Source organism: Eubacteriaceae bacterium ES3 (assembly GCA_030586155.1).
GTDB lineage: Bacteria > Bacillota > Clostridia > Eubacteriales > Eubacteriaceae > Acetobacterium.
Window position 1 is genome coordinate 1,607,499 of the sequence record CP130741.1, and the last position, 23,394, is coordinate 1,630,892.

General features: G+C 36.5%; 19 protein-coding genes. 8 read left to right on the forward strand and 11 right to left on the reverse strand.

Going from position 1 to position 23,394, the window contains the following annotated elements; genetic code table 11:
- Positions 1–3: 3 nt before the first annotated feature.
- Genes Q5O24_07325 through Q5O24_07335 form a run of 3 tightly spaced genes read right to left on the reverse strand, consistent with a single transcriptional unit; the run spans position 4 to position 2,234 of the window.
- The gene (locus tag Q5O24_07325) at positions 4–813 is read right to left on the reverse strand and encodes a GTP pyrophosphokinase family protein (GenBank protein WKY49111.1); all 810 of its coding nucleotides are present in this window, start codon (positions 811–813) and stop codon (positions 4–6) included.
- A gap of 18 nt (positions 814–831) precedes the next feature.
- Positions 832–1,761: a TIGR01212 family radical SAM protein gene (locus Q5O24_07330; GenBank protein WKY49112.1), complete on the reverse strand. Its 930-nt coding sequence runs from the start codon at positions 1,759–1,761 to the stop codon at positions 832–834.
- Between the two features lie 59 nt (positions 1,762–1,820).
- Entirely contained in the window at positions 1,821–2,234 is a 414-nt protein-coding gene (locus tag Q5O24_07335; GenBank protein WKY49113.1) for a hypothetical protein, read from the reverse strand.
- A gap of 136 nt (positions 2,235–2,370) precedes the next feature.
- On the opposite strand from Q5O24_07335, the gene Q5O24_07340 reads away from it, so the two are divergent.
- Both Q5O24_07340 and Q5O24_07345 read left to right on the forward strand, forming a co-directional pair.
- Positions 2,371–3,153 carry a PP2C family protein-serine/threonine phosphatase gene (locus Q5O24_07340; GenBank protein WKY49114.1) on the forward strand — a complete coding sequence of 261 codons (783 nt, stop codon included), beginning with the start codon at positions 2,371–2,373 and terminating at the stop codon, positions 3,151–3,153.
- Between the two features lie 65 nt (positions 3,154–3,218).
- Entirely contained in the window at positions 3,219–4,064 is an 846-nt protein-coding gene (locus tag Q5O24_07345; protein ID WKY49115.1) for a DegV family protein, read from the forward strand.
- A 114-nt stretch (positions 4,065–4,178) separates the two neighbouring features.
- On the opposite strand, the gene Q5O24_07350 is transcribed toward Q5O24_07345, so the two are convergent.
- Entirely contained in the window at positions 4,179–4,637 is a 459-nt protein-coding gene (locus Q5O24_07350) for a ribonuclease H (GenBank protein WKY49116.1), read from the reverse strand.
- A gap of 7 nt (positions 4,638–4,644) precedes the next feature.
- Positions 4,645–7,056, reverse strand: coding sequence for a leucine--tRNA ligase (leuS, locus tag Q5O24_07355; GenBank protein WKY49117.1), 2,412 nt, complete (start codon positions 7,054–7,056; stop codon positions 4,645–4,647).
- A gap of 283 nt (positions 7,057–7,339) precedes the next feature.
- Between leuS and Q5O24_07360 the strand changes: the two genes are divergently transcribed.
- From Q5O24_07360 to Q5O24_07370, 3 genes are all read left to right on the forward strand, one after another.
- Positions 7,340–8,452, forward strand: coding sequence for an alanine/ornithine racemase family PLP-dependent enzyme (locus Q5O24_07360; protein WKY49118.1), 1,113 nt, complete (start codon positions 7,340–7,342; stop codon positions 8,450–8,452).
- Between the two features lie 39 nt (positions 8,453–8,491).
- The gene (locus Q5O24_07365; protein WKY49119.1) at positions 8,492–9,604 is read left to right on the forward strand and encodes an Ldh family oxidoreductase; all 1,113 of its coding nucleotides are present in this window, start codon (positions 8,492–8,494) and stop codon (positions 9,602–9,604) included.
- 184 nt (positions 9,605–9,788) lie between these two features.
- Positions 9,789–11,105: an IS1380 family transposase gene (locus Q5O24_07370; GenBank protein ID WKY49120.1), complete on the forward strand. Its 1,317-nt coding sequence runs from the start codon at positions 9,789–9,791 to the stop codon at positions 11,103–11,105.
- 403 nt (positions 11,106–11,508) lie between these two features.
- Here the strand turns inward: Q5O24_07370 and Q5O24_07375 are convergent, their stop codons facing one another.
- The 3 genes from Q5O24_07375 to Q5O24_07385 all read right to left on the reverse strand — a co-directional run bounded on the left by Q5O24_07375 (position 11,509) and on the right by Q5O24_07385 (position 14,637).
- The gene (locus Q5O24_07375) at positions 11,509–12,105 is read right to left on the reverse strand and encodes a rubrerythrin family protein (GenBank protein ID WKY49121.1); all 597 of its coding nucleotides are present in this window, start codon (positions 12,103–12,105) and stop codon (positions 11,509–11,511) included.
- 73 nt (positions 12,106–12,178) lie between these two features.
- Complete coding sequence (locus tag Q5O24_07380) at positions 12,179–13,957, reverse strand: hypothetical protein (protein ID WKY49122.1); 1,779 nt, start codon at positions 13,955–13,957, stop codon at positions 12,179–12,181.
- A 29-nt stretch (positions 13,958–13,986) separates the two neighbouring features.
- The gene (locus Q5O24_07385) at positions 13,987–14,637 is read right to left on the reverse strand and encodes an HAD hydrolase-like protein (GenBank protein WKY49123.1); all 651 of its coding nucleotides are present in this window, start codon (positions 14,635–14,637) and stop codon (positions 13,987–13,989) included.
- A gap of 249 nt (positions 14,638–14,886) precedes the next feature.
- Here Q5O24_07385 and Q5O24_07390 point away from each other — a divergent pair, with 249 nt between their 5' ends.
- Positions 14,887–15,447 (forward strand): LemA family protein, encoded by a 561-nt coding sequence (locus tag Q5O24_07390; GenBank protein ID WKY49124.1) that lies wholly within the window; start codon positions 14,887–14,889, stop codon positions 15,445–15,447.
- Between the two features lie 16 nt (positions 15,448–15,463).
- Positions 15,464–17,380 (forward strand): DUF2207 domain-containing protein, encoded by a 1,917-nt coding sequence (locus tag Q5O24_07395; GenBank protein WKY49125.1) that lies wholly within the window; start codon positions 15,464–15,466, stop codon positions 17,378–17,380.
- A gap of 179 nt (positions 17,381–17,559) precedes the next feature.
- On the opposite strand, the gene lepA is transcribed toward Q5O24_07395, so the two are convergent.
- Positions 17,560–19,365 carry a translation elongation factor 4 gene (lepA, locus tag Q5O24_07400; protein WKY49126.1) on the reverse strand — a complete coding sequence of 602 codons (1,806 nt, stop codon included), beginning with the start codon at positions 19,363–19,365 and terminating at the stop codon, positions 17,560–17,562.
- A 164-nt stretch (positions 19,366–19,529) separates the two neighbouring features.
- Between lepA and rpsT the strand changes: the two genes are divergently transcribed.
- Positions 19,530–19,796 (forward strand): 30S ribosomal protein S20, encoded by a 267-nt coding sequence (gene rpsT / locus Q5O24_07405; GenBank protein ID WKY49127.1) that lies wholly within the window; start codon positions 19,530–19,532, stop codon positions 19,794–19,796.
- A gap of 228 nt (positions 19,797–20,024) precedes the next feature.
- On the opposite strand, the gene holA is transcribed toward rpsT, so the two are convergent.
- Together holA and Q5O24_07415 are read right to left on the reverse strand one after the other, a co-directional pair.
- Positions 20,025–21,035, reverse strand: coding sequence for a DNA polymerase III subunit delta (gene holA / locus Q5O24_07410; protein ID WKY49128.1), 1,011 nt, complete (start codon positions 21,033–21,035; stop codon positions 20,025–20,027).
- A 9-nt stretch (positions 21,036–21,044) separates the two neighbouring features.
- On the reverse strand, positions 21,045–23,393 hold the full coding sequence (locus tag Q5O24_07415) for a DNA internalization-related competence protein ComEC/Rec2 (GenBank protein ID WKY49129.1): 2,349 nt from the start codon (positions 23,391–23,393) through the stop codon (positions 21,045–21,047).
- Position 23,394: the final 1 nt, after the last annotated feature.

Consider the following 23,394-nt stretch of genomic DNA (forward strand, 5'->3'; position numbering starts at 1 on the left):
AAGTTATTTTTCAACTTCTGATTCGAGGATACTGACCTGTGATTCGAGTTCTTTTCGTAAAAGGATAAGTTGAATGATATCTTCGTGTTTGAAAAGTTCTTCAAAGATTGCTTCATATCGAGCTGCTTTTTCTCCCTGGTTAAGTTTGTAGAGATAACCGATATTCTCCAGAATACTAGAAACAGAACTCGATTTCAGGCCAAATAGACGTTGGGCATTTTGAATTTCCCCACGGATCGATGACATTTCCCGGTCTACCTCATTGACAGCTTTAGCAGCGTTTTGAAGTCTTTTTTGAACTTCATCGGGAATATTTTGTTTATATTTGTAGTTTAAGGAATGCTCAATAATAGACCAGAAATTCATAGCCAGAGTTCTAATCTGTATTTCAACCAATACATCCTTGTAACCTGAAACTGAGTAGACAGGATAGCGAATGATTAGGTGAAAACTTTTATAACCACTTGGTTTACTTTCTGTCAGGTAATCCTTGAACTTGACAATTTCCATATCGCAAGTTTTTCGACTTTTAATATGGTCGACAACTTCATGGATATCTTCCTGAAACTGACACATAATACGAATGCCAGCAATATCCTGAATATTTTCTTCAAGGTCATCAAATTCAATACCATAATGATGAATTTTTTCAAGGATACTCGAAACGCTTTTAACCCGCCCATAAACGGATTCGATAGGTGAATACTCCCCTATTTTTGCGTATTGTGCTTTTAAACTTGTGAATTTTAGAACAATCTCGTCGACTGCCTGCTGATAAGGAATTAAAAATTCCTGCCAATACTTTGTTCCCAAAAGACCACCCTCTTTATGCTAATCAGTTTTTTTATACAAGCGTCCCTGATATCGGTTTTCACTGATCATTTCTTTTTCCAGTTCTTCTTTGATTTTCCACCAGCTGGTGTTCCAGTTTGTTATCACTGAATCAGCTGCTGGTGCTCGCCCGATTAAACGTTGAATGACAATTTCCTGGTCTAAGTATTCCAGAAAAAGGATTGCCCTGTGAATATACTCATCTTGTGACAATAACTTGACTTTGCCAGCTTGATACCAATTATTTAGTACCGTATTACGTTCTATATACAAACTATGACATTTAACAAAATCAGTTTTAAGCTCTGATAGTATGCCTGCCGCTTTAATCACATCGGATTCAGAATCCCATGGTAAATCAAGAATCAGGTGAGTACAGGTCTTAAGTCCCCTCGAACTGATTCTTTCAACTGCATCAATATAGTCATTGAGTGTATGGCGCCGATTAAGTATAGTCAGCGTTTTTTCGTTAACTGTCTGTAGACCCAGTTCTAAAGTAATTTCAATGTTATATTTTTTCCCGATATCAGATAGAAATTCTAATTGTTCTGTGATGATAGAATCTGGACGGGTTGAAATCGCAATTTCAACAACAGAATCAATAATACTTTCTTCTATCCATCCCTTAAAGTCTGTCAAATTGCAGTGGGTATTTGTAAAACTCTGGAAATAAGCTATAAATTTATTAGCGTGATAACGTTTACCCATGTATGCAATATTTTGCTCTAATTGCTGGGTCACGGGAAGACTATCAGATAAGGTCTCGTTGCCGCCGCCTTTTGCCCCACAATAAATACAACCGCCGGTCCCTTTTGTTCCATCTCGGTTAGGACAGGTTACTGGAATATTAATGGGTATCTTATATACTTTTTCGCCATATTTTTCTTTTAACCACTTTGAATAAATATGATATGGTTTTTTTGAATACATTCTTATCCTATTCGTATAAATAGACGAATCGCCATCTAGTGGTGATTCGTCTTTTTTCATTAGTTTATCAGGTTAGTAACACAAGCCGGTAAATCGCTCTCATCCATACTTAAACTTAAAATAAATTTAATATTGAGTTTTTCCTGCAGCTTATTAATTCGCTCAATCACGTTACAAACATCGTCAGGTGTCTTGGCGTCAATAATTCGTAACAAATTGTCCAATACAATCAGCTTAACATCGTAATTTTCAGCGATGAGGCCACTGATAAATCCGAAAAGCTGATCGGTTCCATGTACTTCAAATTCTTCAAGGTTGATAAATCTGATTTTCGTATCTACTTTTACTCGGTATTTGTCTCTGTCATTAATAAAAATGATATCCCCATTACAGGTCTCCAACGCATCATTTGCCATGTCAATCATTTTTTTTGTTTTGCCGCTACCTTTAGCACCGTATACAAATTCAATCATTTTAGACACCTCATTTCATTTTGATAAGTTTATTATAAAGGGAACACTGAATAATTTCAATCATTTTTAAAGAAATACCTCAATCTTATCGGTCTTTTATGTTATAATACTTCTAATCTACTGAGGAGGTTTTTAATTGAAAACTAACGATTCATATCAGGAACTTGTCAAATTATTTGATAAACAGCTGGAGTTTGCACAGAATCTTCAAAAAAAGATTATCCCTGTTCCTGGCTCGTTTATTTCTGACGAATATCATTTTTACAGTTATTTAAGACCTTTTCGAAAGGTTGGTGGAGATTTTTACGATTTTCACTTTCTGGATGACGGAAAAATTAGTCTGATCATGGCTGATGCGGCCGGTCACGGAATTGATGCCGCAATGATCACAAGCATGATAAAACTTAGTTATTCATATACAATGAAAGATACGAAAATAAACAATTCCCCCAGCCTGGTTCTCAAACAGATTGAAAATGATATTAATCAGCAGCTGGATAATACTTTTTTTACTGCTATCAGTATTCTACTAGACCCCAAAAGCAGGACAATCTTTTATGCAAATGCCGGACATCCGGCTGCAATTCTTATTAAAACGAATCATCATGTTCAGTTGCTGCGTCCAAATTTGCCGATGCTGGGGCTTCATCAGTTTCTTAACAGCATGAATTACAATGACCTGCAGGTTAAGTTTACTAAAGGTGATAAGCTACTTCTATTTACAGATGGACTGGTTGACTCGAAAAACGCAAACCGAGAGGAATTTGGAATGGACCGTATCAGTAACATAGTTAAAAACGCTTTTGACCACCCTATTAGTCAGATTGGTGGTAATATTATAAATGAATGCCAGAAGTTTCGTGGAGAACAGCCATCTTCTGATGATATATGTTTACTAGGTTTGGAAGTCGTCGAATAAAAGGCTTTAAAAATTAAGATTTATCTGTTATACTGAAAAATATTTGTGAACAGAAAGGATTTATTTTGAAACCTCGAATTATTTGTGACAGCTCATGTGATTTACCTAAAGATTTTCTAAAAAATGATGAAATCGATTTTTCAATAGTACCTCTTACCTTCAATGTAGATGGTAAGGAATATATTGACGATGAAAATCTGGATACTCTGGAATTTCTTAAAGCGATGAAACATTCTAAGACAGCGACATCTTCAGCTTGTCCTTCGCCAGAGAATTTTGCCAATGAGCTTCGAAAAAACATGGAAAATTATGTCATAACCATGACATCAGCTTTAAGCGGAACCTATAATAGTGCCCGGATAGCCAAAGATATGGTACTGGAAAAGAATAAAGATATAAAAATTGCCTTATATGATACGCTTTCCACTTCTCCTGCTATGATTCTAATTGTCATGAAATTAAGAGATTTGATTAAGAGCGGTACTATGGATTTTGAAACCATCGCAAAAAAGATTGATGAGTATCAGAAAACTCTGGAACTTCGATTTCTTTTGCAGGATTTATCAAATCTTGTTAAAACTGGACGGATGTCTAAGGTTGCAGGCGTAGTAGCTTCAGCTTTATCAATTAAACCTATATGCCAGGCAGATGAGCATGGTGAAATTCAATTATCTGAAAAAGTGCGTGGCATTAAAAAGGCTCTTTTTAAAATGGCAGGAATGGTTGAAGAAAAATTACAGAAGGAATCATCATTTCCAGTTGTGATAACCCATTGCAATAATCTTGAACATGCTCAGACACTCAAGGAATTGTTGGAAGAACGATTTGGACTTCATGAGATTTATATTTTTCCGATGCATGGCCTGACCACCTATTACGCCAATGATAAGGGCTTAATTATGGCTTATTAAAAATTTAAATGTAATGATAAATATAGGAATTTGAAAAGCGTGAACAGCTATTTTCTTAACTGTTCACGCTTTTTGTTCTGTAGACGAAGTATAAAATTTTCAAATAAGCTCAGACTAGCCTAAAAATTCGTCCATTGCTTCATTGACCAACTCATCGGCACGGTTATTATAGGGGTTGTCAGAATGTCCTTTTACTTTGTGAAATTCTACATTATGCTGGTTTACCAAGTCATCTAGAGTCATCCACAGTTCTCGGTTTTTTAAATCGCCGGACTTTCCTCGGCTCCAGTTTTTGGCTTTCCAGCTCCCCACCCAGTTTTGCAAATAGGCATTAACAACATAGGCAGAATCACTATAGATGTGAACCTGGCATGATTCTTTAAGCATTTTCAAGCCTTCAATAACAGCCAGTAACTCCATCTGATTATTAGTTGTATTGGTATAAGCTTTTTTGTATTCTTTCTTGGCTTTCTTTTCAGGATAAATCAGGACACCTCCGATGGCGCCCAGATTATCCCCTTCTTTTCCGTTACCACGACAACCACCATCTGTATAAAGATGAATAACTTTCATGAAACTCCTACTTTACCACAATATTAAATATTCTACCAGGAACATAAATCTCTTTAACAACAGTTTTTCCATCGATATGAGTGCGGATATTATTTTGTTCCATAGCAATTGCTTTTGCAGCATCCTTATCGGCATCAACAGGAATCTCTATGGTACCTCGGACTTTACCATTAATTTGGACGGCCATTTCAATCACATTATCGATGGTTTTACTTTCATCGTAAGTTGGCCATGGGGCATTGTCCAGATGACCGTCAGCTCCGATATTAACCCAGATTTCTGAAGTGATATGGGGAGCGACCGGATAAAGTAATTTTAAAAAGGTTTTTAAATCAGCGTGATTGATCTGATTTTCTTTATAAAAATCATTAATTAAGGTCATTAGAGCTGCAATTGCAGTATTGTATTTCATTTCTTCATAGTCACTGCTGACCTTTTTAATGGTTTTATGAATGGCAGTTTCCAGATTTTTGGAATAAGCATCACCATCAATTAGCATATCTTGCAGCTTCCATATTCGATCCATAAAACGACGGCATCCTTTTGCTCCATTGTCAGACCAAGGGGCAGATTTCTCATAATCGCCAATAAACATGATATAAGTTCTTAAGGTATCAGCACCATATTCGGCAATAATGTCATTAGGGTTAACAACATTACCTTTAGATTTAGACATTTTTTCGCCGTCATTACCAAGAATCAAACCCTGCGCTGTTCGCTTGGCATAAGGTTCTTTTGTTGGAACACAGCCAATATCATATAGAAATTGATGCCAGAAACGAGAATAAAGAAGATGTCTTGTAACATGTTCCATTCCTCCATTATACCAGTCAACCGGCAGCCAGTATTTAAGCTTTTCTTCTGAAGCAAAGGCTTCATTATTTTTATTATCAAAATATCTCAGGAAATACCAGCTTGAACCCGCCCATTGAGGCATGGTATCAGTCTCGCGTTTAGCGGCATGACCGCATTGAGGACAGGTGGTTTGATACCATTCAGGAATGTTTGCCAGTGGCGATTCACCAGTATCAGTAGGTTCATAACTCTCAACTTTTGGTAGTTCTAAAGGCAATTCATTTTCTGGAACAGGAACCATCCCACAAACCGGACAGTGGACAATGGGAATTGGTTCACCCCAATAACGTTGACGGTTAAACGCCCAATCCTTCATTTTATAATTAATGGTTTTTTGACCAAGACCCTCTTTCACCAGGTGTTCAATGGTTTTGGAAATTGCGTCTTTTACCTGTAAGCCATTTAAAAAACCGGAATTAACCATTTCTCCGGAATCGGTATCGGTATAAGCTGCTTCTGTTACATCTCCACCTTTGATGACTTCGACGATGGGAAGGTTGAACTTAGAAGCAAATTCCCAGTCCCGGGTATCATGCCCAGGAACAGCCATGATTGCTCCGGTTCCATAGCCCATCATGACGTAATCGGCAATGAAAATTGGGATTTCGTGAAGTGTTAATGGGTTGATGGCACGGATTCCTTCGATACAAACCCCAGTTTTCTCCTTAGCAAGTTGTACCCGCTCAAATTCAGTTTTTCTTTTAGCCGCTTCCTGATAATCGGTGATGGCTGACATATTTGCAATCTCAGCTGAAAGTGACTGGATTAAAGGATGTTCAGGTGCAATGACCATAAATGTAGCGCCAAACAAAGTATCAGGTCGAGTAGTAAAAACCCGTAACGTCTGATTATGGCCGGCTATATTAAAATCAACTTCAGCCCCTACTGATTTACCAATCCAGTTTTCCTGCTCCAGGCGGATTCGCGGAAGATAATCAACATCATCCAGGCCACTCAGTAGTTTTTCAGCATAATTACGGATTTTTAAAAACCAGACATCTTTTTCCAGCTGAACGACTTCACTGCCGCAGCGGTCACAATGGCCATCTCGAAAATCCTCATTTGCCAGAACGACTTTACAGCCATTGCAGAAGTTAACATAGGTTCGGTCTCTGAAAGCTAGTCCGTGTTTGAACAGTTGTAAAAAGATCCATTGTGTCCATTTATAATAATTGGGATCAGTGGTGTCAATTTCCTTGTCCCAGTCAAAAGCATAACCGATTCGTTTTAGTTGTTGGGTAAAAACTGCAATATTCTCATCAGTTACCTCACGGGGATGACGTCCAGTTTGGATAGCATAGTTTTCTGTAGGAAGTCCAAAGGCGTCCCAGCCAATTGGAAACAGCACATTAAATCCTTCCATGCGTCGTTTTCTGGCGATCACTTCAAGGGATGTGTAAGCCCGAACATGCCCAACATGCAGTCCTACACCCGATGGATATGGAAACTCTACTAGTCCGTAGAATTTTTCTTTCTGCGAATTTTCTTCCATTCGAAAAGTTTCGTTCTCTTCCCAGTGTTTTTGCCAGTGTTTTTCTATCTTATCATGATCATAATGCGACATATTTCCTCCAAAGATTATGGTTATATTTGACAACAAAAAAATCCGACCCCACGGGACGAATCTTTCTGTCTCCTAATGTTCTTCATCATTATTATAAAGAAGGGGCGCATTGATGTCAATGATTTAGCTTTTTTTTCATATCATGTTAAGGAGGTTTCACGAATGAAAAAACAATCATCATATCACTTTTATGCGTTCTTGTGATATACTATATCAGAACAAAAAATTCAAGAAATGAAGAAGCTTGGATTTTTTTAATGAATCAATTTATGAAAGGAGAGTTATGGTTCCACAATTAAAGATAAATCTTAAAAAAATTTATGAAAATGCCAAATTGATTGTTGCCAAGGCTAAAACTCAGGGCATATCAGTAACAGCGATAACTAAATTGACAGGTGGTGAGCCAAGAGTTGCTCAAACGTATCTTGATGCAGGTGTTTCAGCTATCGGAGACTCTAGAATTTTAAACTTACAAAAGATGTCTTCTTTATCATGCGAAAAATGGCTTATACGTTTGCCGGCACCAGGCGAAGTTAATGAGGTTGTCAGCTTTTCGGATGTCTCTTTAAACAGTGAGATAAAAACCATTAGCCTTCTTAATGAAGCAGCTGTTCGTCAGAATAAAAAACATAGTATTCTATATATGGTCGATCTCGGTGATTTAAGGGAAGGTTTATTTCTTGGTGATGGCCGCCAAACCTCACCAGAAAATAAAAAGTTGATTGCCAAAAATTTTGAAAAGCTTTCTCGGGATATAGAAACCATTAAAAAAATGACTAACATAGAAATAAAGGGGTTGGCTACAAACGCTACTTGTGTTGGCGCTACAATTCCTAACCCTCAAACTTTTGGTGCATTAAAACTGGCTGCTGATAAATTAAAAGAAACTCACAAGTTACCAGTGGAAATTATTTCTGGAGGTAACTCGAGTGCTTGGCATCTAGTCAACCAGAAAACGCTCCCAGGTTACATCAATAATCTTCGGCTAGGAGAACTCATTCTTTTAGGGCGTGAAACAGCTTTTGGAGAAATTTTTTCAGATCTTAATCAGGATGTTTTCACTTTGGAAGCAGAAATTATTGAAATTCAGGAAAAGCCTACTTATCCTTTGGGTGAAATTGGCGTAAATGCTTTTGGAGAGAAGCCAGTATTTGTTGACAAAGGTATCAGAAGGAGGGCTATTTGTGCACTTGGTCGTCAGGACACGGATACTGATCATATTTTTCCGTTAGATGATAAAATTCTGGTAGAAGGATCAAGTTCGGATCATCTTGTACTTGATATAACTGATTCAAAATATGCTTATGATATTGGCGATGTTTTAAGCTTTCGTTGTGATTATTCGGGGGCTTTGCACGCAGCTACCACTGAATATATTAATAAAGTTCTGATTTAGAAAGATGTATTTTAGTAGATAATAAAAAAGGAGAAAAATATGGAAACAAAATATTACATCCCATTTGATATACTTGAGGCGTTTATGACTGATGCTCTAAAAGGAATTGGCGTTCCTGAGGAGGATGCCAAAATATGTGCAGATATTCTGATTACCTCTGACAAGCGGGGGATTGATTCTCACGGGATTGGGAGATTAAAACCTATTTATTATGACCGGATTAAAAAAGGTATTCAAAATCCGGTGACTGAGTTTGAAATTGTTAAAGATGTCTGTGCGACCGCTGTCATCGATGGACATGACGGGATGGGACACGTTATTGCTAAAAAAGCTATGCAAATGGCTATTGATAAAGCTAAAGTTTATGGTATGGGGATGACCGTAGTTAGAAATTCTACACATTACGGTTTTGCCGGCTACTATCCCTTAATGGCTATTGAAAATAATATGATTGGAATGACGGGAACCAATGCTCGACCTTCAATTGCACCTACTTTTGGAGTGGAAAACATGCTTGGTACTAATCCGATAACCGTTGGTGTTCCCACTGATGAAGCTTTTCCTTTTGTTCTGGATTGCGCTACTTCTGTTTCGCAACGAGGAAAAATTGAAGTTTATGAACGCGAAAACAAGCCATTACCTGAGGGTTGGGTAATTGATCGGGATGGAAATAGCCGTACTGATACCAAGCAGATTTTAATTGATTTAGTAGAGGGCAATGCAGCGCTTACCCCCCTTGGTGGAATCGGTGAAGAAACTGGTGGATATAAGGGTTATGGTTATGCTACCTTTGTTGAGATTTTATCAGCAGCTCTTCAGGGTGGTTCATTTTTAAAAGGCTTGCTTGGATTTGATGCTAATGGGAATGCGCAACCCTATCATTTGGGCCATTTCTTTATTGCTATTAATATTGAAAACTTTATTAAGCCGGAAGAGTTTAAAAAGATTTCTGGTAATATTCTTCGAGATCTTAGAAATTCTGCTAAAATGCCGGGTCAGGAGCGGATTTATACTGCCGGTGAAAAAGAATATGATGCCTGGTGTGAAAGAAAAGATAAAGGAGCCCCAGTTAATGATGCTCTAATTAAGGATATTCTTGATATTAAAGCAGAATTGGGTCTTAGTAATTATCAGTTCCCTTTTGAAAAATAACAATATTAAACCTGAATTATTCATCCAGATACAATTAACGGCACATTGTGCCGCATAGATACAGTGTTTTTGATTATTTTTGCTTTTCACTAAATAAGTGAAGCTAAGACAATAGAAAAAGAGCTCCAACTTTGTTAAAATTTAAGTGACCAAACCAAAACCAAACAAAGGAGAAACTCTTCATATGTCTAGTTTAGATGCACTTCAGTTAGAAAGCAATAAAAAAATCAAAATAAATTTCGATGGCGGTGATTTATCCTCTGATTCCGGACTGATTCTGATCAAAGAATTTGCTCATAAATTCAGTTTCCATAAACATGTCAGCAACTTCAAAACTGATGAGAAGACCAGTCGTCAGCATAAGGATGATCAAAACCTGTGCCAAATGGTATATCAGATCATTGCTGGTTACTTTGAAGATGACGATGCTGATGAATTGACAAATGAACCTGTCTTTACAAACATTCTGGGTAAAAAAGCACTGGCTTCTCAACCGACTCTGTCAAGATTCTGGAACCGGATGGATGATAAAACGCTGCCAAAATTTGATGCCATCATTAAAGCAATGCGGACATCTGCTTATAAAATAAAACGTCCAAAACAGGTATTGCTGGATTTGGACTCCACCCTATTGAATACCTATGGAAAACAGGAAGGTGAAGGTTTCAACTATCATTACAGGGTACATGGTTATCATCCATTACTTTGTTACGACGGATTAACCGGTGATCTGCTGAAAGCAGATCTCCGTGATGGAACGGACTACAGTTCCACTGGGGTTGTTGATTTTATGCAACCTCTACTTGATGAATATTTCACGGAGTATCCCGACATAGAGCTGTATTTACGTGGTGACAGCGGGTTTGCAACGCCTGATTTGTACAAGCAATGCGAAACCAATGGTGTGTCTTATGCGATCCGTTTAAAAGCGAACAGTGTTTTAAATGACAAAGCGAAACATCTTGATCATGAAATATTTGAAGCGATGAAAGAAGATATGTCCCAGTATATTGTCCGCTATGATGAGTTTTATTACAAAGCAGGCAAGTGGGAGTACCCGCGCAGGGTAGTTGTTAAAGTGGAGAAACCTTGCAATCAGTTCACCATTCAGCATTCCTTCATTGTAACCAATATGGACTTGAAACCTGAAGAAATCCTAAGATACTATCGTAACCGAGGCACTATGGAGAATTTCATCAAAGAAAGCAAGTCCGGATTTGGCTTCGCTTCTACCGGAAGTAAATCCAAAGTAGTCAATGCCAACCGACTGCAACTGCATGTGTTGGCTTATAATCTGTTTAATTGTTTCAGACGATTGGTTCTGCCGAAGAGCATGAAAAAGATGCAGATCGATACCATTCGTTTAAAGCTGCTAAAAATTGCTTCGAAAATCGTAAAAGCAGCAAGCTATATTTATTTCAAGCTATGTAGCAGTTGTCCCTACAAAGATGAATTTTATAAAACTTTAGAAAATATCAGACAACTTCCGCAGCTGGAATAACAGTAACTGATGATCTTTGGCAACTTAAAATCTTGAAAATAACATCTACGGGATTCGTCTACCCTTTTTGGGTTGAAATTCAACCGTCTGTGTATTTAATCCTTGAAAAAGATGTTGTTTCTCGATTTTAAGATTGCTCATTGCTGGATGAATAATTCAGGTTAAATATTTAATATTGTTATTTTAGAATCATATATTTATTTTCAACCATAATTTAAAAATTAATATCTTTCTGGACTTAAAACATTTATAAGAAATAATAGAGCAAGAACTAAACAGTTAAAAAAAACAGCCCGAACCAATACTTACAAGATTACAATTGGTTCGGGTTGTTTTATAGGATTAACTTAGTAAGACACTGCTAAATGCAATTATTTTTTTGCAGGAATCAGGAATATTGATTTTAGTATGTTTCAACAAACAGTTCAAAGTAGGCTTTTGCATGTTTACAGGCCGGACATTCGTCAGGTGCTTCAGAACCGTCATAAATATATCCACAGTTGCCACACTTCCATTTAACGTCACCAAAACGTTTAAACACACGGTTCAGTTCAAAGTTAGCAGCTAGCTTTAAATAACGGGTTTCATGAGCTTTTTCAGCAACGACTACCTGTAACCATGTTTCTGCAATTTCCGGGAAACCTTCTTCCTTAGCAACTTCTGCAAATTTCGGATAAAGTACATTCCATTCTTCGTTTTCGCCTGAAGCAGAATGCAATAAATTGTTTTTGGTGTCACCAAATGCTACCGGGAATGTAGATGATACAGGTATTTCTACCGCTTCACCCATTTTGTATTCATTTGCTGCAATGTGTTTGTAGAATAACTCCCCATGTTCTTTTTCATTATCGGCAGTTTCTGTAAAAATATTGCTGATCTGTACATAACCTTCTTTTTTCGCGATTGAGGCAAAATACGTGTAACGCATTCTAGCCTGACATTCTCCGACAAAAGATTCCATCAAGTTTTTCAAGGTTTGTGTTCCTTCTAATTTACCCATTTTTACTCCTTATCTCCTTTATAATGATTATAAACACTTTAATTATACCTGATTTGTGGCATAATTTAAATGGTTATTTAACATATATTTGTTGAATAAACGAAACCAGTGCTTTGGCTGCTTCAAAAGGGCCATCCTGCTCATAGCCCTGAATGCCTAATTGAGTTCGGAGCATCCCGATTTGAATTCCCTGTTGGGCCATTTTTTCAAAGGTTTGTTTAGCTATTTTTTCATGCTCTGTTTTTTTCTGAACAGCGCCAAAAGGATTGGCAAAATATGTCGTTGTTAGTCCTACTTCGCCGGTCGTTCCTTTAGCCATTCTTTTACCCTCAGAGAATACAGAATAAGCATTTTCTAAATCATCAAATAATTCGATCACTGGGATATCGTCGTCGATCTTTTCATAATTATTAATATAGAAAACATAGTCGACACGTGTAGATTTAGAAATTTCTTCATAGGTCATTTGTGGAACAATTACCCTGGCATTAACAATATTTGGGTTCATGAAAATACTGCGATCCATTGTACTGTAAGCATAGCCTGGTTGTAAATCGTCAAGTCGAACAAATGCACCAATTTCGGTTCCGACGGCGTTTAATCGTCCTGATTCATCAAAATGGAGAGAGCCCATATCATCAATTAAGATATCAACTTCACAGGCAAGTTCTTTGGGTAATTTGTTTATTGCTTCCAAAGTTTCAGATTTGCCGGCGCCACTATCGCCTATTAGCATAATATTAATCGATTTTTTACCTCCCACTCGAATCTTGGCAAATGCTCCATGAACTGGGAGATTACCTTTTTCAATCTGGATTAGATTATGAAGTGTTAGCATCATTTTTTTCATATACCCAAAATAATCCACATCAGCATCATGCGGCAATAAACCATAGTATATATCATCCTCTTTAACAACAAAACCCTTCATTTCGTCTTTCTCAAAGAGTGTTTTAGGAAGACCGAAAAAAACTACAGAATCAGGTTTTTGCCGTGTAAATTCTTCAGGGGTGGCCAGTTCAAAGAGATTAAAAAGACCTGTTCCCAATGCAAGGAATTCCTTTTGAACATATACTAAGGACAAAAGGCGTCCAACTTTAACAGGAATTGCAAACCATTCATCAGGATCAAGATAAAAGTTTTTGAGAATTTTTTTTTCTTTAACAGGAAATATTCCAACTCGTTTACTTGCCTGAGTATAAAAAATAACCGGAGGTTCAAAAATAGCTTCCCATACAAAATTGACCCGATATAAAGATTCGTTTTTGGTTTTAATTTCGCGGCTAAATTCAAATTTATCAGCTAAAAATGCGACTTGAGCTCCACTAGGAAGTTGACGGTAAATATTAAAACTTTTACCGGTGACGTTAAAATGAATATTTCTGTACAAGTCGAGAATCATTTTTTTAAATGTATCATTATTTGAGGCTAGCGAATGTGCTTTGGAGCGTTTGACTTTTTCGTCTGAACTGTAAGAATCAGTTTTGACCATAAATCTCTGGACAGATCGCCAATAATTATAAAAGCTTTCCAGAAAGCCTACAAAGAGAGCAGAATATTCATCATAGGATACTTTTATGTCAAAATATCCGGATTTCATAATTTCTTCCAGGCCATTAATGTTCAGGAGATAAATAAAGTCAAAAAAAGCATCTTCAAGAAACTCACCTTCATCAGTATAAAAAGGTTCAATGGCGAGAACAAGAGAAGATTTCTTTACTTCTAGTTCGTCGATAAATGTTTTCATAAGATTTCTGAAAAGTGTCGATTTAATAATTTGTCCAAATCGGGTAAAATGCAAATCCCCTTTAATCAGAGCGGTTCTTTCCAAATTCGTATTATAGGATTTCATATGCCACCTCTCTCAAAATTATTTTTGTTTTATAAATTAACAATATCAATTAATTCAGAAATTTGGTCAATCGTGTAAGTTGCTCTTTCTGTTGTTTCATCAGCAGCGCCAAAACCGTATGATACCCAAACCGAATCAACTTTTGCAGCTAAAGCGCCGCTAATATCAAAAAGCGTATCACCAACCATTAATACTTCCGATTCATCAGTGATTTGATAATCCGCGAGAAAATCATTAATCAGTGATTTTTTATCACTGCGGCTTCCATCATTACGAGTTCCATAGATTTTTTCAATAGGAATATCCACCTTAAGATGTCCGAGAATTTTTCGTGCTAAGTTCTCATTTTTTGTGGTAGCAACACCAACTTGAAGTCCAAATTCGTTTAATTTGAAGATAGTTTCAGCTACTCCGGGATAAAGAATTGATGTATACATCTGACCATTTTCATTATATTCTTCACGATAATATGCATAAGCCTGTTTAGATTCATCAAGGCTATAGCCGAAAACTTTCTGGAAGCTTTCTAGAATTGGAGGACCAATGAGATCATCAGGATTGAAGATTGGATCTTTGGGAAATCCCATTTTTCTGATGGCATATTCAAAAGAACGGATGACACTGGTTTTCGAATTGATTAAAGTTCCGTCTAAATCAAATAGTATTGTTTTATACTTCATGAATCCTCCCAAATGTGATTTTTTATAGACTTATATTCATTATAAACGAGATGTGTTTAGGCAACAAGTTAAAATATTATCCGGTGTATATATTTTATCAGACTTTATTCGCTAATATATTATTCTTGATTCAAGTAGAAAAATTGTAACTTCTCTTAATAAAGACAATTTGATTGTTGCTACTCCCCTTCCATGATATAATGAAAAAAATGTTTTCCAAATTTTGGAAATAAAAAATGGAGGTTTACTATGTTGATCGGATTGTTTATTGTCCTGGGAATTATTGTAATTTTTCTTATTTGGCTTGTTTCAACACGAAATAGTTTTGTCAAAATTAAAAACCAGGTTGAAGAAGCTTTTTCCACTATGGATGTTTACCTGAAAAAAAGATATGACCTAATTCCCAATCTGGTAGAAACTGTTAAAGGGTATGCAACCCATGAATCAGAAACTTTTCAGAAAGTTACTGCTGCTCGAAATGCTGCTATGAATGCCGGAACCATTGATGAAAAGATTGCAAATGAAAATATGTTGAGTGGTACTCTAAAGAGTTTATTTGCAGTAGCAGAAGCCTATCCTCAACTACAGGCAAATACTAATTTTTTAGATTTGCAGAATCAATTGCAGACGCTCGAAGGAGAAATTGCCAATTCTCGTAAATATTACAATGCTAATGTTCGGGAAATGAATACAAAGGTTGAGATGTTCCCCAGTAATATAGTTGCCGGGATGTTTAATTTCAAAAAACAGCCTTTCTTTGAAGTTGGCAGCGAAACAGAAAGAGAAAATGTTCAAGTAAAATTTAATTAACGAAAGAGAGAAGCTTATGAAAAAGAAGAGCTTTCTAATTTTCATCGGGTTCGTCCTTCTGATTGTTTTTCCTGGAAGCGTTAATGCTGCTGAATATTTTGATATTTCCAGTTATGATGTGGTGATGAATGTTTCCGAAGACCATGCCTACGAAATTGTAGAGACATTAACTGTAGAATATTCTGAACCACGTCATGGTATCTATAGGTATATTCCCTATACCGGAAGTTTCTATCGCAATATCAATGGACAGAATGTGGAGACCCGTTATACCGCTAAAATTTCTGATACAGATGTACCAGGTTGGAAATACGAAACTTATACAGAAAACGACAATTTTGTTTTTCAGATAGGCGATGGAGATAAGTACATTGACGGGACTCAGATATTTCCGATTCACTTTACCTGGGATCCGGGAGATGACGGGATTGATTCTATGGATGATGTTTACTACAATATTATTGGTATGCAATGGGATACCAATATTGATAATGCCAGTTTTACAATCACCATGCCAAAAGATTTTGACAGCAATCAGATAGAATTTATTACAGGAACTTATGGATCTATTGACACCTCATCAGTAGATTTTACGGTTGATGGTAATACGATTTATGCAAAACTTAATCGTCCACTTGCACCCAATGAAGGTGTTACTTTAAATATCCGATTACCTGAGGGCTATTTTGTCGGGGCGTTTACTGGGAGCGAATATCAGCCGATATTTTATATTGTTACATTACTATCGTTGCTTGCGACAATTATTTTCTGGTTTATTTACGGCCGTGATCTTAAACCGGTTGAGCCAGTGTCGTTTTATCCACCAAGAAATTTTACTCCATCTCAGATTGGGTATATTATTGACGACGCTGTTGATAAAAAAGACGTGCTTGCTTTAATTATGTATTGGGCGGATAAGGGCTATTTAAAGATCGAGCAAGTCAGTAAAAAGCGATTTACATTTCATAAGATAAAAGATCTTCCAGCTGACGCACTTGATTTTGAAAGAACTTTTTTTGATGGTATGTTTGATCATAAAACTACTTTTTCAACTGCTAAAGTTCCTTCAGATTTCTACGAGACTTATCAGGCTACATTACGTCAGATTACTGATTATTTTAATACTGATGAAACGAGGATCTTTACCACTGGTTCGCAAGCTGGATGGTTGCTCACCTCAGTCCTGATGTTTTTCCCGATTATGGCACTGCTTCTCAATGGACTACTCAAAAATAGTTATTTTATAGCATTTTGGGAAGGGATGTTCTTTTGGGGTATTTGTGCCGCTTTTACGGTGGTTCCTTTAATTGTTGGTTTACGAATTGTGATCTCGGCTGTCAGAAAGAGAAAGAGCTCTTCAGCACCAAAAACGACAGCAAAAATTATCGGTGGAGCTGTTATGGCAGGCTTTTTTTCATTAATTGTGATTATTGTAAATTATGGTTTATTTGAGGTTGATTCGCTAGTATTACCGCTAGTAGCCCTTTTGACGACGTATCTGATTGCTTATTTTAATATTTTCATGCATAAACGAACTGAAAATGGTCGTCTCTGGTTTGGTGAAGTTTTAGGATTTAAGAATTTCCTTGACAAAGCTGAAAAAGACCGTATTTTAAAACTTGTTGATGAAAATCCGGAATATTATTTTAATATTCTTCCCTATGCTTATGTTATGGGAGTTACTGATAAATGGGCAAAGAAATTCGAGTCTATTGAGATAAAAGAACCAAGCTGGTATTATGGAAATACTACTTATAGTACATTTTCGTCAATCTATTTTACTACAGCACTAATGCACAGTATGAATCATATTTCTTCAGACATGATCGTTACCCCTAAATCCGGAGATGGCGGATTCGGAGGCGGTGGTTTTTCTGGAGGCGGTGGTTTCTCCGGAGGCGGAGGCGGTGGTGGCGGTGGCGGAAGCTGGTAAGGCCAACACTCCCGAATTTATAATAGAACAGTTTTTTAAAATGTAAGATTATGTGGAATGATGTCAAACAATCATAATCCGCAGAAGAGTTTTAATCATAGAAAAGTAAATATGAAGACCTGTTTTTTTATCAGGTTCAAACTAAAAAAAGGTCAGAAAAAAATCTGACCTTTTAATAATTAAGAATCCAGCTTTAGAACAGCCATAAAAGCTTCCTGAGGGACTTCAACATTCCCTACCTGGCGCATTCGCTTCTTCCCTTCCTTCTGTTTTTCCAAAAGTTTTCGTTTTCTCGAGATATCCCCACCATAGCATTTGGCTAATACATCTTTTCGCATAGCTCGAATAGTTTCACGAGCAATGACTTTTGTTCCAATAGCCGCCTGAACGGGAATTTCAAACATTTGCCGCGGAATTTCTTCTTTCAGTTTCTTGGCAATACCCCGACCACGAATAGCTGCTTTTTCGCGATGCACAATAAATGATAGGGCATCTACCAGTTCACCATTTAATAAAATATCGAGTTTAACCAGATCTGAAGGCCGATATTCCTTGATTTCATAATCAAAGGAAGCATACCCGCGTGTTCGTGATTTTAAAGCATCAAAAAAATCGTAAATTATTTCGTTGAGTGGCAGTTCATATTTAAGCATTACTCGGCTTTCCTCAACATAATCCATAGTAATATAGACGCCACGTCGTTCCTGGCAGAGTTCCATAACGGCGCCGAGATAGTCGGATGGGACCATGATACTAGCATTTACAATTGGTTCTTCCATCGCTTTAATTTCCACAGGGTCGGGTAAATTTGTAGGGTTGTCAACCCACATTTCAGTACCATCTGTTTTGATGACTTTGTAAATTACACTAGGCGCTGTGGTTACAAGATCAAGTGAGAACTCTCTTTCAAGTCTTTCCTGGATAATTTCCATGTGGAGCAGACCTAGAAATCCGCAACGAAAACCAAAACCGAGGGCAATTGATGTTTCTGCTTCGTATAGCAGAGAAGCATCATTTAATTGAAGTTTAGCCAGTGCTTCTTTTAAATCTTCATATCTAGATCCGTCTGCCGGATAAATCCCGCAAAATACCATAGATGTAACTTTCTTATAGCCAGGTAGTGCAGTAGTAGCAGGATTTTGCGCATCTGTGATGGTATCACCAACACGAGTGTCTCTGACATTTTTAATACTTGCATTGACATAACCTACGTCCCCGGCGATTAACTCATCTGTGGGCAAAAGACCTTTGGCAAAAACACCGACTTCATCAACTTCAAAGTCCTTACCAACTGCCATCATACGGATTTTCATACCCTTTTTAATGGTTCCGGAAACAACCCTTATGGAAGCAATAACGCCTCGATACTGATCATAATATGAGTCAAAGATTAATGCCTGAAGAACACCGTTTGGATCGCCTGTTGGTGGTGGAATATGCTTGACAATTGCCTCAAGGACGTCATGAATATTCAAGCCGGCTTTAGCAGAAATAAGTGGTGCATCCTGAGCTTCAATTCCGATCACATGTTCAATTTCATCTTTAACACGTTCAGGATCAGCACTCTGTAGGTCGATTTTATTGATCACCGGAACGATTTCCAGATCGTTATCCAGTGCTAAATAAACATTGGCAATGGTTTGGGCTTCAATCCCCTGTGATCCATCGACTACAAGTAGTGCTCCTTCACAGGCAGCCAGACTACGGGAGACTTCATAAGTAAAATCAACGTGTCCAGGCGTATCAATTAAATTTAAAATATATTCTTCACCATCATCGGCATGATAAATTAAACGGACGGCCTGTAGTTTAATAGTAATGCCCCGTTCTCGTTCAATATCCATATTATCAAGAAATTGTTCTGACATATCACGTTTGCTGAGCAATCCTGTATCTTCGATCAGGCGATCAGCTAGGGTGGATTTTCCGTGATCAATATGTGCGATAATGGAGAAATTTCGTGTATGTAATTGCTTATCTGACAACTTAAACTCCTTGTTTATAAAAAATTTTATAGTATGATATGAATAGACACATCATTAGACTTGTATTTTATCAATAAAAAAAAAATTTGTCACGTTTTTTCTTGATAAATCTATTTAAATATGTTAGTATTGTGATGTTATAAATAAATGAGGGGGGTGAACCCATGGCTAATATTAAATCAGCGATGAAGAGAGCTAAAACTAACGAAATCAGTCGTCTGCGAAACAAAATGGTTAAGACAAACTTAAAAACGACTGTCAAAGGTTTTGAAACTGCAGTAACAGAAGGATCTGTTGAAGATGCGCAGGAAGCATATCGTTTAGCTGCTAAAAAGTTGGATAAAGCCGTTGCTAAAGGCGTAATCCATAAAAACGCAGCAGCACGCAAAAAAAGTGCTTTGGCAAAAAAATTAAACACAATGAATGCTTAGTCCTCATTTATATATTCCCAAACCCGTGTCTCGTGGTTATTAAAATGCACTCACTCAGGTGCATTTTTTTTGTGAAAAATGAAGCCCGCGACGAGTGTAGCGTAGCGAAACGAGTGTGCGGCAACATTTTTCTCCACTATAAATTCAATAAATTACCATAACATACTAAACTAGCTTAAACATTTAAATTTAATGCTATTTCTATACCTAGCAAAGCTTTCGACAACTTCACATCTTCAAAATAAATAATTCCAAAGCCATATTTTGTTCAATCTCCCCTGTTTTCATTTGATAATCATAATCTGCGCCAGTTGAAAGCAATTCGAGCAGCTGATTAACAGAATATTTTCGGGCATTTTTTAGAATTTTATTAACAACATAAACCGAGATTTTCATTTCCTTTGCAATGAGATTAGGTTTTTTTAATTTTTGACCGTATGCCTTGACTTGGATAAGCTGTCTAATTTGTCGAAGTAAAAGGCTAAAAACACCAAAAGGTGATTCTCCTTCAAGATAGAATTGCCCCAGCATTAATAAAGCGTTTCCTTTATCTCCTGACATTGCATAGTCAATTAGTCGAAAAATACCTTCTTCAATTGATTCTGGTAGAACCTGTAACAGATCATCTTGAGTGAAAAGGTCTTTTTCACCTATGAAATCACATAATTGATCAATAAAGTGATCAATACTCTCGAGTGTTGCTGCTTCATTTGTTAAATACATGGAACGATCAATAAAACTTTCCATAATATTTTTTTCCATTTTTTTCTTTTTACTTTTTAGTTTATCACTAATCCAATCATTTAACTCAGTTTGATTTAATTTTGAAAAATCGGCAATTGTTGCATATTTTTCAAAGGATTTAAAAATTTTTTTACGTTTATCAGGTTTTTCCCAATGAATAATCAATATTGTTGAGTCTAATGGTTTTTCAATATAGTTTAACAATAATTCGCTATTTTTAGAAGAAATTTTACTAATATCCAAAGAATTTTGAAGGATAATTACCCGCCTATCACTTAAAAGCGGCAGAGTTTCACAATTTGCAATAACCTCAGAAAAATCGATAGTCTTTTCTGAGTAAACAGTAATATTGACTCCTTCCATACCGACAGAAATAGCGGACTTAATAATTTTTTGTTCGATGATTTCGGAAAGATATTTTTCAGTACCTGTAAAAAGGTATACTGGATCTAATTTATTTGTTTTTATATTCTGCAATATATTTTTATAGTTCATGGGTATCTCCTAATTAAGAAAAGTTTTTGTACGAATCCATTTACCATTGCTGTTAATTATAATTGCTCCGTTTAAATCAGTTCGTAGAATTGTTATTTCTTCTTGCAGGTAAAGGCTAAGAACTGACTGATCCGGATGACCGTACATATTGTTTTCGCCAACAGAAATGACCGCTAGCTCAGGAGCAATTGTTTCAATGAATTCTCGGCTTGAGGATGTTTCACTACCGTGATGTGGGACCTTCAGGACTTGAATATCTAAATCATTAAAACGTTCTTTTAAATCTTTCATGATCGCTACTTCAGATTCTTTTTCGATATCACCACAAAATAGATAGTTTACATTTTTATATGACAACATGAAAACGAGCGAAGCATTATTTTGTTCAGCATCGTCTAAAGGTTGGGTTTTCCCTTCAGGCCATAAGACTTCAATACGTACACCATCGTCACTTTCAATGATCGATCCCTTTTTTAACTGAGACACAGAAACTGTTTTTTGATTAAATAGTTCCTGATTATTAGCATTTATACTTAGCATTAACTGTTCAATAGAAAAATCATCTGTAATCAACTCTTCTATTCCTTGCTGATGGTCGGCATGATTGTGAGAAATCAGTGCAAAATTTAAGGAAGAAATACCGAGAGTTCGAAAAGCTGGATAAAGGACACGATCAGAAATCCGGTTTTCCCGTTCGAATAGGTAACCACCCCCGTCAATAAGATAGTGATAATGATGTGGAGTGGTTATTAGAATGCTGTCCCCCTGCCCTACATCTAGAACAATAACTTCTAAATTGCCGGGAATAAAAAATTTTACGGCGTATATCGTAAGAAATAAGCAATAACACAGCGGCATAAATTTTCTAAAAAAATATCCGTTAAAATAACCAGCAGCTAAGAAACCGGTGATAATCAGCAATAAAACTAAAATTAAATCAAAACTAGCATTTTTAACAGCTAAGAATGATAACTTATCAGACATGGCATTAATTGCTTCTGTTGAGATAATCAGTGAATCGCCCAAAAAGGAAGTTGGTATCACAATAAAAGGAATCAACGGTGGACAGATAAAGCTAGTGAAAAGAAATATGAAACCGCAGATTACGAATAGACCGACTAGAGGGATGATTATTAGGTTAGCAAGAAATGAGATGCCATTAAAAGTACCAAAATGAGCTATTATAATTGGAACTGTTATTATAAATACCGAAATACTTAGAATAAAACTTTCTAAAATTGGACTGTTTATAGGTTTTTCCCGAAGACGTATTTTATTGCTAAAGCGTTTTGCCTGATAATTTAATGGTTCATTAAAAAGTATAATTCCAAGAACAGCACTCATTGACAATTGAAAGCCAGCCTGAAATAACTGCGCTGGCCAGATTAGGAGTATAATGATGCCTGAAAGATACAAATTATTTAACAGATCTTTTTCAATAAATAAGCCTTTTCCAATCAAAAGAATCATCAGCATTAGAGATGCTCTAATGACTGAGGCTGAAAAACCTGTCAGGATGCAATAAACCAGCAAAAATGGAGATAGTATAACAAACCATAAATTTTCTCTGATTTTAAGTATTTTAAGTACACCAGTAACAAGTAGTGCCAGAAATCCGATATGTAGTCCTGATACCGCTAAAATGTGAGATATCCCAATATTTTGGAAACTGGTCTTGATAGTTTCGTCGATGCTTTTATCTCCAAGCAAAATTCCTTTTAGTAACTCTGCAACAGAGGGATTAAAATAGGCATTAATTCGCGTTTCTAAAGCCTTGCGAAAAATAGCAATTTTTTCTTGGAAAGTGATTTCACTACCGAAAATAGTAAGATTGTCCTGATAATAAACCAGCCCGTCAATTCGTTTTGATTTAAGGTAAAGTGAATAATCAAACCCACCAGGATTTCTGACAGCGTCTATTTTCTGAAGTTCACCATCAAAGGAAATTAGATCTCCGGGTAGCAGGTCTTTTAATGCAGCTAGATTGTTGTCATAACTATTGACAAGGAAAATCATGTCTGATGAGTTACTGTTAATACTATTAACTTTGAACACGAAGCTTACTTGATTTTCTTCAATTTCAGGTACAGTAATAATTTTACCTGAAAAACTGCTTTTCTGATCAAAAATGTGATCCAACTTATTATTAGAAGTAAAGGCTGAGGTTGAGATCATAATTCCTGTCAGATAGATAATCAGAACAAAAACTACTTGCTTGGGCGTGACAGATGGGATAAAAAAAGGAGCAATAATTAATGGTAGCAACAACAATACGATTATTAGAATCGAAAATTGCTGGTAAGTTAAAATTATTGAAAGGCTAAGAAATAAAAAGCCCCAAAACAAAGGTCTTTTCATG

Bases quoted from the DNA above. Each gene is read 5' to 3' on its own strand.
- rpsT (WKY49127.1), top strand. From the start codon at position 19,530: ATGGCTAATATTAAATCAGCGATGAAGAGAGCTAAAACTAACGAAATC.
- Q5O24_07330 (WKY49112.1), bottom strand. From the start codon at position 1,761: ATGTATTCAAAAAAACCATATCATATTTATTCAAAGTGGTTAAAAGAA.
- Q5O24_07415 (WKY49129.1), bottom strand. From the start codon at position 23,393: ATGAAAAGACCTTTGTTTTGGGGCTTTTTATTTCTTAGCCTTTCAATA.
- Q5O24_07375 (WKY49121.1), bottom strand. From the start codon at position 12,105: ATGGGTAAATTAGAAGGAACACAAACCTTGAAAAACTTGATGGAATCT.
- Q5O24_07390 (WKY49124.1), top strand. From the start codon at position 14,887: ATGTTGATCGGATTGTTTATTGTCCTGGGAATTATTGTAATTTTTCTT.
- Q5O24_07335 (WKY49113.1), bottom strand. From the start codon at position 2,234: ATGATTGAATTTGTATACGGTGCTAAAGGTAGCGGCAAAACAAAAAAA.
- leuS (WKY49117.1), bottom strand. From the start codon at position 7,056: ATGTCGCATTATGATCATGATAAGATAGAAAAACACTGGCAAAAACAC.
- Q5O24_07350 (WKY49116.1), bottom strand. From the start codon at position 4,637: ATGAAAGTTATTCATCTTTATACAGATGGTGGTTGTCGTGGTAACGGA.
- Q5O24_07370 (WKY49120.1), top strand. From the start codon at position 9,789: ATGTCTAGTTTAGATGCACTTCAGTTAGAAAGCAATAAAAAAATCAAA.
- Q5O24_07360 (WKY49118.1), top strand. From the start codon at position 7,340: ATGGTTCCACAATTAAAGATAAATCTTAAAAAAATTTATGAAAATGCC.
- Q5O24_07365 (WKY49119.1), top strand. From the start codon at position 8,492: ATGGAAACAAAATATTACATCCCATTTGATATACTTGAGGCGTTTATG.
- Q5O24_07380 (WKY49122.1), bottom strand. From the start codon at position 13,957: ATGAAATCCTATAATACGAATTTGGAAAGAACCGCTCTGATTAAAGGG.
- holA (WKY49128.1), bottom strand. From the start codon at position 21,035: ATGAACTATAAAAATATATTGCAGAATATAAAAACAAATAAATTAGAT.
- Q5O24_07395 (WKY49125.1), top strand. From the start codon at position 15,464: ATGAAAAAGAAGAGCTTTCTAATTTTCATCGGGTTCGTCCTTCTGATT.
- Q5O24_07385 (WKY49123.1), bottom strand. From the start codon at position 14,637: ATGAAGTATAAAACAATACTATTTGATTTAGACGGAACTTTAATCAAT.